The sequence below is a fragment of the Xenorhabdus sp. KJ12.1 genome (genome assembly GCF_963876495.1).
GTDB classification, from domain to species: domain Bacteria; phylum Pseudomonadota; class Gammaproteobacteria; order Enterobacterales; family Enterobacteriaceae; genus Xenorhabdus; species Xenorhabdus stockiae.
Genome location: NZ_CAWNQH010000061.1, coordinates 178,371 through 191,309, shown reverse-complemented (window position 1 = coordinate 191,309; position 12,939 = coordinate 178,371). Strand labels below are relative to the sequence as shown.

The window sequence follows — 12,939 nt, the reverse complement described above, 5'->3', positions numbered from 1 at the left end:
GCCTGCCAGCAAAATAAAAGAGAAGTGGAGAGAACCAACATGTCAGAAGGTTGGAATATTGCGCTGTTGGGTGCAACGGGCGCAGTAGGTGAGGCGATATTGGCGTTATTACAGGAGCGCCAGTTTCCGGTTGGTGAACTGCATCTTCTTGCCAGTGAACAAAGTGCCGGTAGCATTAAGCGGTTTAACGGTAAGAACGTTACTGTTCGCGATGTTGCCGAATTTGACTGGTCACAGGTACAGCTAGCATTTTTTGCTGTGGGTATGGAAGTCACAGCACAACATATTGCACAGGCAACAGAAGCGGGCTGTCTGGTGATTGATAGCAGCGGGTTGTTTGCCGCTGAACCGGATGTTCCATTGGTTGTGCCGACAGTAAACCCGCATGCGCTGGCTGAGTATCGTAACCGTAATATTGTTGCGGTTGCAGATAGTGCAACCAGTCAGGTGTTAACGGCTATCAAACCTTTAATTGATACTGCGGGTATCGCGCGTTTACAGCTGACCAATATCCTGCCGGTTTCTGTTCATGGTAAAGCCGCTATTGACGAATTGGCGGGGCAAAGTGCCCGTTTATTGAATGGTATTCCACCAGATGAAGGGCGTTTCAATAAACAATTGGCATTCAACTTACTGCCTTTGCTGCCTGATGTGGAAGGAACAGTGCGTGAAGAGCGCCGGATTGTCGATCAGGTTCGCAGAATATTACAGGATGAAGGTTTACCTGTTTCAGTCAGTTGTGTTCAGTCTTCCGTTTTCTACGGTATTGCCCAGATGGTCAGTGTAGAAACACTGCGTCCGGTTGGCGTAGAAGAAGCGCGTGACGAATTTGAACGTCTTGAAGAAATTCAGGTCTCAGAAGAGGGTGATTACCCGACTCAGGTCACTGATGCATCAGGTGCTGATGGGCTGAGTATCGGTTGTCTGCGGAATGATTACGGAATGCCGGAGATGTTACAGTTCTGGTCTGTTGCCGATAACATCCGCTTCGGTGGTGCATTGATGGCGGTTGAAATCGCAGAAAAACTGATGCAGGAGCAATTTTACTGATGTCTGATACAGAACTGAATCAGTCTGTGCCAGAAGCAAAAAAAGTGAAAATTGCACTGGGGATTGAATACGACGGCAGCCGCTATTACGGCTGGCAGCGTCAGCAGGAAGTCAGAAGTGTTCAGGCATGTCTGGAAAAAGCGCTGTCAAAAGTTGCAAATGAGCCAATTGCTGTTTTCTGTGCAGGCAGAACGGATGCGGGTGTCCATGCAACGGGGCAGGTTGTGCATTTTGAAACTTCGGCACAGCGTAAAGATGCTGCATGGACAATGGGCGTTAATACCCATTTACCTGCGGATATTGCGGTGCGTTGGGTGAAAGCGGTAGATGATGAATTTCATGCCCGTTTCAGCGCAACAGCACGCCGGTATCGGTACGTTATCTTTAACCATCGTTACCGTCCTGCGGTATTGGCGAAAGGAGTCACGCATTTTCATTATCCGTTGGATGAGAGAAAGATGCATGAAGCAGCACAATGTCTGTTAGGAGAGAATGATTTTACGTCTTTCAGGGCAGTGCAGTGCCAGTCCAATTCGCCTTGGCGCAATCTGATGCACATTAATGTCAGTCGTCACGGACATTATGTTGTCGTGGATATCAAGGCGAATGCGTTTGTCCATCATATGGTGCGTAATATTGTCGGCAGCTTGCTTGAAATTGGCTGTGGCAATCAGGGCGTACAATGGATGGCTGAGCTGTTAGCACTGAAAGATCGGACAAAAGCAGCAGCAACTGCTAAAGCTGAAGGGCTATATTTAGTTGCGGTGGATTATCCTGCTCATTTTGGGTTGCCTGAGCCGGTGATGGGGCCTTTGTTTTTGGCTGATGAGTTAGTTTCTGACTGATGAACTGGTTTTTGACTGATAAATGCTGATTTTTTCGAATGACGGCAGGGATGTTTGAGTACTACGAGGAATATTATGGAGTTTTTTACTCATTTTATTGATTTCGCGAAGTTCATTGTTGATTTTATTTTACATATTGATGCCCACTTGGCTGAATTAGTTGCCAATTATGGTGACTGGGTATATGGGATCTTATTTTTAATCGTATTTTGTGAAACGGGGCTGGTGGTTACACCGTTCCTGCCGGGAGACTCACTGTTATTTGTAGCAGGAGCGCTGTCGGCATTGGATTCTAACGATCTTAACGTACATATTATGGCCGCATTGATAATTGCCGCGGCAATTATCGGGGATGCTATAAACTATACTATTGGTCGTGTTTTCGGTGAGAAACTGTTCAATAATCCAAATTCCCGGATTTTCCGTCGCAGCTATCTGGATAAAACTCATCAGTTTTATGAGAAACATGGCGGAAAAGCGATAATTCTGGCGCGGTTTGTGCCAATCATCCGAACATTTGCTCCATTCGTTGCCGGGATGGGAAAAATGTCTTACCGACATTTTGCTGCATATAATGTTATTGGGGCATTGATATGGGTATTATTGTTCACTTATGCCGGTTATTTATTCGGTGACATGCCGATTATCCAACAGAATCTGAAATTATTGATTGTTGCAATCATATTTATTTCTATTCTGCCGGGTGTGATTGAAATCTGGCGTCATCGCCGGGCGACATCTAAAAAAGCGTCAGATAATAATTAGATGTCACTAAATGATAGATAGCGACAAACAGGTTTGAGCAGTTTTTTATCCACTCTGTTATAGCATTGTGGTTTAATGGCACGTAAAACAAAAGCTGGCTTATACCGAGGAAATGCAGCCCACGTTATAGGCCAGAATCAGACGGAAAGGTTCATTAATGAGCTGGATTGAAAAGATTCTAAACAAAAGCAAAATCATGCAAACTCGCAAGGCAAATATCCCTGAAGGAGTTTGGACTAAATGCGACAGTTGCAGTCAGGTGCTTTATCGCGCTGAATTAGAGCGTAACCTCGAAGTGTGTCCAAGATGTGACCACCATATGAAAATTTCTGCCCGTCAGCGTTTGCAGTCATTTTTGGATGAGGGAAGTACAACAGAGTTAGGCAGCGAATTAGAGCCTAAAGATATCCTGAAATTCCGCGATATCAAAAAATATAAAGATCGCCTGGCAGCAGCTCAGAAGCAGACTCAGGAAAAAGATGCCCTAGTCGTTATGAAAGGCTTGTTACATGATATGCCGGTTGTAGCGGGCGCATCTGAGTTTAACTTTATGGGCGGTTCAATGGGTTCGGTTGTCGGCGCTCGTTTTGTGCGTGGCGTTGAACAGGCACTGGAAGATAACTGCCCGTTTATCTGCTTTGTCTCCAGCGGTGGAGCACGTATGCAGGAATCACTGATGTCACTGATGCAGATGGCAAAAACCAGTGCTGCATTAGCGAAAATGCAGGATCGTGGCTTACCTTATATTTGTGTTCTGACTAACCCGACGTTTGGTGGTGTGACTGCAAGTATGGGTATGTTGGGTGACATCAATATTGCGGAGCCTAAGGCATTGATCGGTTTTGCTGGCCCACGGGTTATCGAGCAGACCGTACGTGAGAAATTACCGGAAGGTTTCCAGCGCAGTGAATTCCTGTTGGAAAAAGGTGCGATTGATATGATCATGCGCCGTCCGGAAATGAGAGAAAGAATTGCCAGTATGCTTGCCATGCTGACTAATCAGCCACATCCCGACGCGAAAAAAGAAGTAACAGAAATTGTTGCCGAACCTGCTGACGTCGAAGTTGACATAAACATCAACCCTAATAAAGAAGATGTCTGATACTTTACAAATTCCTCAAGCCACATCGTCACTGACGATGTGGCTTTCCTACCTTGGAAACCTGCACTCGAAAGCGATTGATATGGGGCTTGAGCGTATCGGTACGCTTGCCGATAAACTGGATTTATTACATCCGGCCCCTAAAGTCATTACAGTATCCGGTACCAATGGTAAGGGCACAACCTGTCATACCCTTGAATCCATTTTTCTGGCTGCGGGCCTGAAAGTCGGCGTTTACAGCTCTCCACATCTGGTGCGCTATACCGAGCGGGTACGTATTCAGGGTAATGAACCGACAGAGCAGGATTTTTGCCGTGTATTTGCCGGTATTGAATCTCAGCGTGGTGATATCTCCTTAACCTATTTTGAATATGGAACACTGGCGGCATTGCAGCTCTTCAAAGAAGCTGATCTTGACGTTGTGATCCTCGAAGTAGGGCTGGGTGGTCGTCTGGATGCCACTAATATTGTCGATGCAGATATTGCCGCTGTTACCAGCATTGCACTGGATCATACGGATTGGCTTGGCGCGGATCGTGAACATATCGGGCGCGAAAAAGCGGGTATTTTCCGTCATGGGCACTTTGCTGTCGTTGGCGAGCCGGATATGCCTCACTCCATTGCTGATGTTGCCGATGAACTGGGAGCAAAATTATTCTGCCGGGGTAAAGACTGGGATTTTGCCCAAGAAAAAGAGAGCTGGCACTGGCGCACAGTCGATAGACAATTTAACTCGTTGCCGATCCCTAACCTGCCATTAGCTAATGCTGCAACTGCACTGGGCGTCATTCATTGTCTGTTACAGCAGAATGATAAAGTCAGTCAGGCGATTAATGAACAGGCTATTCATGATGGCTTGAAGCGTGCCCAGTTACCGGGGCGTTTTCAAATCATAGGAGAAAAGCCGCGTATCATTCTGGATGTGGCACATAATCCCCATGCAGCCGGATATCTGGCACAAAAACTGGCGGAGTTATCCCGTTTACCGGGCAGTAAGGTACGGGGTGTTGTCGGCATGTTGCAGGATAAAGACATCGCGGGAACGCTGGTCTGTCTTAGCGGGCAAATTGACGAATGGTATTGTGCATCACTACATGAATTTCGTGGTGCAGAAGCGGCTGTGCTGGCTGAACACCTACCTGATGCCCGGATATTCCCGGACGTTGAACAGGCATGGCATCAGGCTATGGAAGAGGCATCAGAGCAGGATATTATCGTGGTCTGTGGTTCTTTCCATACGGTCGCTCATGTTATGGAGTCATTGGAGGAGATAAAGGGACGTGGCAAGTAAATTTCAAAATCGCTTAGTCGGAACCATCGTTCTTGTGGCACTGAGTGTCATCGTGCTGCCGATGCTGCTGGACGGCGATAAGAAATACAATGAGGAAAAATTCGCTTCTATACCATTAGTGCCTAAGCCGGGTGATGAAGAGAATATTGATTCGATTCCGCCACTGACACAAAGTATGCCGTCTGCACCTCCGGAAGGGGCTGCAGAGGCGATGCAGACACAAGTTCAGGAGCCGCAGCAAGATACGGATACATTTTTCGACTCTTCAGCCCCGGAATCAGTATCTGAGCCACCGGCAGCAACGGCAAGAGACACCGGAGAACAGGTAAAACCTGATCTTTCTGTTGTTCCTAAAACAGAAACCAAACCGCAGGTTAAGGTAGAGAATCGCACTGAAAGCCAGCCGGAAGTGAAACCCCGTGCTGCTGAACAGGCACCGCAGGCCGTTGCTTATGTTGTGCAGCTTGGGGCATTAAAAAATGCGGATAAAGTGAATGAAATTGTGGCTAGGCTACGTCTTTCAGGGCATCAGGTCTATACGGTTCCTTCTTCAGCAGTACAAGGCCAGTTAACCCGTATTTATGTCGGGCCGAATGCATCAAAACAGGCTTTGGGGTCTATTTTGCCTGAACTGAGAGAATTAACCGGCTTACAGGGGCAAATTAAAAATTACACGCCATAACATCATGCTGTTACATGCTGGGCTAAAACCCGCCGTGAAAGATCTGGAACCCTTCATAATGCACATAGCTTGTACAGGCAGATATGAACGGTTCCTTAAATTATTTTTAATAGCAGAGTGATAAATCTGCTACGCAAACGTTTTCGTTTTCTGTTAGAATGCGCCCGACCTGAAAGTCGGGAGCCTGTTTTGGATTAAAATATGGTCTGGATAGATTATACAATTATTGCCATTATTGGTTTCTCTGCACTGGTCAGCCTGATTAGAGGCTTTGTTCGTGAGGCACTTTCACTGATCACTTGGGGATGTGCTTTCTTTGTTGCAAGCCACTTCTATACTTACCTGGCGGTTTATTTTACCCGTCTTGGAGATGAGCTGGTGCGCAATGGGGTAGCGATTGCTATTTTATTCATTGCAACACTGATTGTTGGTGCAGTAGTAAATTATGTGATTGGTTCACTTGTTCAGCGAACAGGCTTATCAGGTACTGATCGGGTTCTGGGGATCTGTTTCGGGGCGTTGCGTGGTGTATTAATCGTTTCTGCCATTTTGTTTATTGCAGACTCATTTACTCCGCTTCCCCAAAGTGCGGACTGGAAACAGTCGCAGTTGATCCCTCAGTTCAGTCAAATTATCAGGTGGTTTTTTGACTACCTGCAAAACGCGTCGAGTTTCCTACCGGAGAAATAGCCTTCTCCGCCTGACTGATGAGGAAAGACTACATGTGCGGTATTGTTGGTATCGTTGGTTTTACATCGGTTAACCAGTCGATTTATGATGCATTGACGGTGCTTCAGCACCGTGGACAGGATGCAGCAGGTATTGCGACTATTGATGGTAACAATGAATTCCGTTTACGTAAGGCCAATGGTTTGGTTAAAGATGTGTTTGAAACAAAACACATGTTACGTTTACAAGGAACAATCGGAATTGGGCATGTCCGTTACCCGACAGCGGGCAGTTCCAGCGCTTCTGAAGCCCAGCCTTTTTATGTGAACTCACCTTTTGGTATCACATTGGCACATAACGGCAATCTGACAAACGCACCGGAACTGAAAAAAAGTCTGTTTGAAAATGCCCGTCGCCATGTCAACACAACGTCTGATTCTGAAATCCTGCTGAATATTTTTGCTGATGAGTTAACTCAATTTCCGCATTTCCCATTAGAGCCTGATGATATTTTTGCGGCAATTGCGGCAATGCACCGGAAAATCCGGGGAGCTTATGCCTGTGTCGCGATGATTATCGGGCATGGTTTAGTGGCTTTCCGTGATCCGAACGGGATTCGGCCTCTGGTATTAGGGAAACGTACACTGGCAGATGGCCGCAGTGAATATATGGTGGCATCGGAAAGTGTGGCACTGGATACCTTAGGGTTTGAGTTCCTGCGGGATGTCGCTTCAGGTGAGGCTATTTATATTACTGAACAGGGGCAATTATTTACTCGCCAGTGTGCAGAAACCCCCTCATTAACTCCCTGTCTGTTCGAATTTGTTTACCTTGCCCGACCAGATTCCTTTATAGATAAAATTTCCGTTTATAACGCCCGGTTACGGATGGGAAGAAAATTAGGGGAAAAAATAGCTCGTGAATGGGAAGATTTACAAATAGACGTTGTTATCCCTATTCCTGAAACTTCCTGTGATATAGCACTGGAAATCGCCCATATTCTGGATAAACCTTATCGTCAGGGGTTTGTTAAAAACCGTTATGTCGGGCGTACCTTCATTATGCCCGGCCAGCATGAACGCCGAAAATCAGTCCGGCGTAAACTGAACGCCAACCGTGCTGAATTCCGTGGCAAAAACGTTTTACTGGTGGATGATTCTATTGTCCGTGGTACAACTTCGGAGCAAATTGTGGAACTGGCCCGGGAAGCTGGCGCTAAGAAAGTCTATTTTGCTTCGGCTGCTCCTGAAGTCCGCTTCCCGAATGTCTACGGGATAGACATGCCAAATGCTAATGAATTGATAGCGCATGGTCGTGAAGTTAATGAAATTCGCCAGTTGATTGGTGCTGATGCTCTGATATATCAGGATCTTTCTGATTTAATCACGGCGATGCATGAAGAAAACCCGGATATTGAAAAATTTGAATGTTCAGTTTTTGACGGTATCTATGTCACGAAAGATATTGATCAGACTTATCTCGATTATCTGGAAAACCTGCGTAAAGATGATGCCATGAAATTACAGGGACAGAGCGAAATCGAGAGTCTGGAAATCTATAATGAAGGATAATAACATTCCTATCATTGAGTTATTTCCGGTATTACTGAGGAGCGCATGAAAAAACTGATCGTCGGTCTGACAGGGGCAAGTGGTGCGATTTATGGTATTCGGCTACTACAGGTCTTACAACCTGTAGAGGGCATTGAAACACATCTGATAATCAGCCAGTCAGCCCGGCAAACACTGGCACTGGAGACAGACTACACTTTGCGTGAAGTGCAGTCCCTTGCTGATGTGGTACACGATAACCGTGACATTGCCGCCTCTATCTCTTCGGGATCATTTAAGACATCAGGGATGGTGATCTTACCTTGTTCCATCAAAACATTATCGGGCATTGTGCATAGCTATACGGATGGCCTAATCACCCGTGCTGCTGATGTTGTTTTGAAAGAGGGGCGTAAACTGGTGCTGGGGGTCAGAGAAACACCATTACATTTGGGGCATTTAAGGTTAATGACTCAGGCCGCTGAAATAGGGGCAGTAATTATGCCGCCAGTACCCGCATTTTATCATCGGCCTGAATCTGTTCAGGATATTGTCGACCAGACAGTCAACCGTGTGCTTGATCAGTTTGATATCGACCTGCCAGAAGATCTATTTAATCGCTGGCAGGGAGCAAAACCTGTCAATATTTAACGTATCAGTATTTAAAACGTCAGCGTTCAGTACTGCCTGACGTTTTCCGTCAGTAAATGTTTTAGGGCTTCTTCTAATTCAAAATAGCGGAAGCCGAATCCGGCTTCTTCCAGCCGCTTCGGTATCGCCTGTTGCCCGCCTAATACCAATGCTGCGGCTTCTCCCATAACTATTTTTAATACAAAAGCAGGGATTCGGAATACAGCAGGGCGATGCAGTACTTTTGCCAGTATTGCGCTGAACTGATCATTATGAACAGGATAGGGCGCGGTCATATTGAAAGGGCCCTCCAACTCAGGAGAGATCAGCAGATAGTAAATGCCATTGACCATATCATCAATATGGATCCACGGCATATATTGCCTACCATCCCCTATAGCTCCCCCAAGCCCTAAACGGAACATAGGCAGCATTTTACTAAGAGCACCTCCCTGACTTGCCAGCACAATACCTGTCCTCAGCAAACATACCCGGGTTTTTTCACTGTTAGCCTGTAAGGCCAATTTTTCCCAGCGTTCACAGAGTTGGTGGGAAAACTCATCATGGGGAGGCTCATCTTCTGATACAACGGACTGCCCTTGATCGCCATAATAGCCGACGGCTGAACCGGAAATAAAAACAGAAGGAGGAGACTCACCTGCTTTTATCAGTGCACTTAATTTTTCGGTCAGTTCCCAGCGGCTCTGGCAGAGTTTATCTTTTTGTTTTGGTGTCCATCGCTTATCTACGATAGGCTCACCGGCAAGATTGATAACTGCATCAAAGCCATCCAGAGTGTTCCGGTCATTCAATGTTGTCCAGCATTCCACCTGATCACTGAATAAAGAATAAACTTTTTGTGGAGACCGGCTCAGAACAGTGATGGAGTGGGAGAGTGAAAGTAATTGATAGACTAACCGTCGGCCTATCAGTCCAGTTCCCCCTGTAACTAAAATATGCATAACCACTCCTTGTGAACAAAGCAAAAGCGGGTATATCAGGGATCTCTCAGGCACACCAACTAGGCGGTATCCTGAAAAACGTAAAGTAACTATAGCAAGGGATGATGTATGCAGCAGCGAGATATGCTGTTATCTGCTATCGGCATCAAGTTTTCAGATGAAAAATTCACGTGGATAAATAATTAGGCCCGGTATATTTCGGGCAACTTCACAGCGACAAAGAAGCGACAAGTTTGTTGGGAACAAATTTGACCAGCCAAAGGCTGGCCTTAGGTGAAAGGCAGGAGCCTTTCATTAGCCCCCGATAGCGTAAGTGATGTTACCGGGGGAAGTGCAGCTAGCAAAAAATCAGTTTGGAGAGCTTACTTATTGTAGACGGCCTGCGTAGCAGGACGCTGGCTGATTTTTTCTAACCATTTTTCTACAGCGGGATAATCCTGCAAATTAATTTTTTGATATTCATAGCTATGCGCCCACGGATAAGTGGCAATATCCGCGATACTGTATTCATTGCCGCCGAGAAAAGGTGTTTTTTCCAGCTGGGTATTCAGTACTTTGTATAGCCGCTGAGTTTCTGTTACATAGCGATTTATTGCGTAGGGAACAACTTCAGGCGCATAGCGGTTAAAGTGATGATTTTGCCCGAGCATCGGGCCGAATCCTCCAACCTGCCAGAATAGCCATTGCAACTGCCGGATACGTTCCCGTTCATTCTGGCTCAATAGTTTTCCGGTTTTTTCGGCCAAATAGAGCAAAATAGCACCTGATTCGAAGAGCGATAAAGGTTCTCCTCCGTCGGCAGGTTGATGGTCGACAATAGCAGGAATTTTATTATTGGGTGAAATGGCGAGAAACTCTGGAGTGAACTGTTCATTGGCGCTTATATCGATTGGATAAATCGTATAAGGGAGGCCCACCTCTTCAAGAAACAGCGCAATTTTATGGCCATTAGGCGTAGGAGCATAGTATAGGTCTATCATATAACCTCTAGTAATAATAACGTTAGGATTAATGTTAGATTTATTACATTACCATTGTTCCTGTTTGGCTGTAAAATTCCACCGAAGCAAAAGTCGGCATATATATTATTTAGTAAAGGTTTGAAGATGACTCAAGAAAAATCAGTAGATATTGAGTGGGTTGATATTGTCAATGAAGAAAATGAAGTCATCGCGCAGGCAACCCGTGAGCAAATGCGTAATCAAAACCTGAGGCATCGGGCAACTTATATCGTTGTACATGATGGCATGGGGAAAATTCTGGTTCAGCACCGTACAGAAACAAAAGATTTTTACCCCGGCAAACTGGATGCAACTGCTGGTGGAGTAGTAACGATGGGAGAGCATCTGCTTGAATCAGCCCGTCGTGAAGCAGAGGAAGAACTGGGAATTGCGGGAATTCCTTTTGCTGAACATGGCATCTTCTATTACGAAGAAGACATTTGCCGTATATGGGGAGGCTTGTTCAGTTGTGTCAGCCGCGGGCCATTCGCATTACAGGAAGAAGAGGTTTCTGCGGTTTACTGGTTATCACCTGAAGAAATTACCGCCCGATGTGATGAATTTACGCCAGATTCTTTGAAAGCTCTTTCTCTGTGGCTGTCACGTAATAAAGATCTATCCTGATCCAATAAATATTCCCTTTTCATTGCCTATAAGCAGAATGGAGCCATAACGCTTCATTCTGGTTAGCAAAATCTGATGTCAACTCCCGCTGAATACCGGCAGGAGTGCAACATATTATTCCCAGTAACTCTGTACCAGCACTTTCTCCGTCTGTTGTGCCTTTTCCAAAACCTTCAAAGTGACCAATTATATTAAAACCATTCCAAAACGGCATACTGCCCGCAAGAAATGTGATAACAGAAGAATAGCTGTTCCGTTTTTATATAGAAAGTCAATATCATCAGAAAGCCCTAAGGATCATATTTGATAAACAAAAAATCTTATTTTAAATGCTGAATTATAACTCATGGTTTTATCTGATAATGTTTTTTCTCAGGTTTTATCTATATCTTTTAATCTTTCCTTTAACAGTTTAGCGAGAAAGCCAGATGTTTTTTATTTCCATTCATTAAGTCATGTTTTATTTACCATCTCCTCCTGATATTTTTTATCTATCACATATTAATTAATCTTTTTTTGTGTCGAAATGGTGTTATTTGTTTGTTTTTAAAGAATAACTTTTGATTTTACTTAGATTAAAGTAATTTTTTAAATTGAAACAACAATGGATTAAAGGTATACCAATACCCTGTTACGTAAAACGTTAGTCGTTTATCTTTATAGCGACAAACGTTATAAAATTTATAATGAACAAAATAATAAATATACTTAATATAGGCTTCGTCTTTTAGGTTGGATTCATTAGGGGAATGTTATGGCTTCATTGAATCACGAAAAAAATCTGACAATGGCCGATTTTTACAATGCCATTGTGCGTACCTTTATTGATGTCACCATTATTGGCGGAATTTATTTTTTCCTGTGTGGTTTACAGGGAGAAGCGCCTTCGGCCAGTGTTTATCTTATCATTTATCCTTTAGTTTCGATTGTTACAGTTTCTTTTGAGATTATATTTGATAATGTCAAATCTGCTCCGGATAAATATAGTCATAAGACTCTATCAAATAATGTTAAAAAGTCAGGCGTCCTGATAAACAAGAATGGCAGTGTTTATCGTTTATGGGGACTGATTACCCTCTATGCCTTTATGTTTTATATTATACTGATCCTGCCATTTTGTTTTTTATTACAGAGTATTTCTATTTCGTCACAATTAAATATTTGGTTAGCATTAATTGGCAGTTTTTTATTGATTTCACTTTCAAGTTGTTTCATTGTATCCAGACTTAAACATTACGCTATTGAACTGTATGGCCAACTATTCTCCGCTAAAAAAGGTGAAGTAAAAAAAGAAGACAGTGATTCTCATATAATATTTAGTTATTTTTTACCTTGGGCAATTATTGGTGCTGCGATTGCAGGTTTATTAGCATATGGTTATTTTCGTGCCGAAAGTGGTAATTTTACCGATGTAATTACCGTTTCAATGGTAGCCTTCAGTGCAGGCGGAACATCTTATATTATTTCTCTATGGATAGCTTATGTAACACAAAAACAAGCTATCCTCGATATCAAAGCAAATTTATTACATTTTGAAAAAGATGATAAGCTTGATGAATACTCAATGTATTTTCTCATTCATATCTTCAGTGGTGCTGTCATAACATTAATTTTTATTGCGTCTAAGTTTTTATCGATTGAGCATTTTTCTCTGATACAAATCATAGTTATTGAAACAATTGCCGGCGCAGCAGCTGCTGTAGCGGGTGCATTAGCGGGGTTATTAAGAGGAAGATCAAAAACGTTATCCTAAAAAGTTTAATTAATA

14 protein-coding genes are annotated in these 12,939 nt (G+C 44.0%); 11 read left to right on the top strand and 3 right to left on the bottom strand.

What is annotated here, in order from left to right:
* Window positions 1-39 precede the first annotated feature (39 nt).
* The 9 genes from AACS92_RS07975 to AACS92_RS07935 all read left to right on the top strand — a co-directional run bounded on the left by AACS92_RS07975 (window position 40) and on the right by AACS92_RS07935 (window position 8,605).
* Window positions 40-1,050: an aspartate-semialdehyde dehydrogenase gene (locus AACS92_RS07975; RefSeq protein WP_099108432.1), complete on the top strand. Its 1,011-nt coding sequence runs from the start codon at window positions 40-42 to the stop codon at window positions 1,048-1,050.
* Complete coding sequence (gene truA / locus AACS92_RS07970) at window positions 1,050-1,895, top strand: tRNA pseudouridine(38-40) synthase TruA (RefSeq protein ID WP_099108431.1); 846 nt, start codon at window positions 1,050-1,052, stop codon at window positions 1,893-1,895. Before AACS92_RS07975 ends, truA begins: the two co-directional genes overlap by 1 nt.
* A 75-nt stretch (window positions 1,896-1,970) precedes the next feature.
* Window positions 1,971-2,660 (top strand): DedA family protein, encoded by a 690-nt coding sequence (locus tag AACS92_RS07965; protein ID WP_369800367.1) that lies wholly within the window; start codon window positions 1,971-1,973, stop codon window positions 2,658-2,660.
* 157 nt (window positions 2,661-2,817) lie between these two features.
* Complete coding sequence (accD, locus tag AACS92_RS07960) at window positions 2,818-3,762, top strand: acetyl-CoA carboxylase, carboxyltransferase subunit beta (protein ID WP_099108430.1); 945 nt, start codon at window positions 2,818-2,820, stop codon at window positions 3,760-3,762.
* Window positions 3,755-5,053: a bifunctional tetrahydrofolate synthase/dihydrofolate synthase gene (gene folC, locus AACS92_RS07955; RefSeq protein WP_099108429.1), complete on the top strand. Its 1,299-nt coding sequence runs from the start codon at window positions 3,755-3,757 to the stop codon at window positions 5,051-5,053. The genes accD and folC overlap by 8 nt, the downstream gene beginning before the upstream one ends.
* On the top strand, window positions 5,043-5,735 hold the full coding sequence (dedD, locus tag AACS92_RS07950) for a cell division protein DedD (protein WP_099108428.1): 693 nt from the start codon (window positions 5,043-5,045) through the stop codon (window positions 5,733-5,735). Before folC ends, dedD begins: the two co-directional genes overlap by 11 nt.
* A gap of 201 nt (window positions 5,736-5,936) precedes the next feature.
* On the top strand, window positions 5,937-6,425 hold the full coding sequence (gene cvpA, locus AACS92_RS07945) for a colicin V production protein (RefSeq protein ID WP_099108427.1): 489 nt from the start codon (window positions 5,937-5,939) through the stop codon (window positions 6,423-6,425).
* A 32-nt stretch (window positions 6,426-6,457) separates the two neighbouring features.
* On the top strand, window positions 6,458-7,975 hold the full coding sequence (gene purF / locus AACS92_RS07940; protein WP_099108426.1) for an amidophosphoribosyltransferase: 1,518 nt from the start codon (window positions 6,458-6,460) through the stop codon (window positions 7,973-7,975).
* A 45-nt stretch (window positions 7,976-8,020) separates the two neighbouring features.
* On the top strand, window positions 8,021-8,605 hold the full coding sequence (locus AACS92_RS07935) for a UbiX family flavin prenyltransferase (protein ID WP_099108425.1): 585 nt from the start codon (window positions 8,021-8,023) through the stop codon (window positions 8,603-8,605).
* Between the two features lie 26 nt (window positions 8,606-8,631).
* Here AACS92_RS07935 and AACS92_RS07930 read toward each other — a convergent pair whose 3' ends face one another.
* Entirely contained in the window at window positions 8,632-9,546 is a 915-nt protein-coding gene (locus AACS92_RS07930; protein WP_099108424.1) for a TIGR01777 family oxidoreductase, read from the bottom strand.
* A gap of 362 nt (window positions 9,547-9,908) precedes the next feature.
* Window positions 9,909-10,526 carry a glutathione binding-like protein gene (locus tag AACS92_RS07925; RefSeq protein ID WP_099108423.1) on the bottom strand — a complete coding sequence of 206 codons (618 nt, stop codon included), beginning with the start codon at window positions 10,524-10,526 and terminating at the stop codon, window positions 9,909-9,911.
* A 126-nt stretch (window positions 10,527-10,652) separates the two neighbouring features.
* On the opposite strand from AACS92_RS07925, the gene yfcD reads away from it, so the two are divergent.
* Entirely contained in the window at window positions 10,653-11,171 is a 519-nt protein-coding gene (gene yfcD, locus AACS92_RS07920) for an NUDIX hydrolase YfcD (protein WP_099108422.1), read from the top strand.
* Between the two features lie 19 nt (window positions 11,172-11,190).
* On the opposite strand, the gene AACS92_RS07915 is transcribed toward yfcD, so the two are convergent.
* Window positions 11,191-11,385: a hypothetical protein gene (locus AACS92_RS07915; RefSeq protein ID WP_099108421.1), complete on the bottom strand. Its 195-nt coding sequence runs from the start codon at window positions 11,383-11,385 to the stop codon at window positions 11,191-11,193.
* A 540-nt stretch (window positions 11,386-11,925) separates the two neighbouring features.
* On the opposite strand from AACS92_RS07915, the gene AACS92_RS07910 reads away from it, so the two are divergent.
* Complete coding sequence (locus tag AACS92_RS07910; protein ID WP_099108420.1) at window positions 11,926-12,924, top strand: DUF6347 domain-containing protein; 999 nt, start codon at window positions 11,926-11,928, stop codon at window positions 12,922-12,924.
* Window positions 12,925-12,939 lie beyond the last annotated feature (15 nt).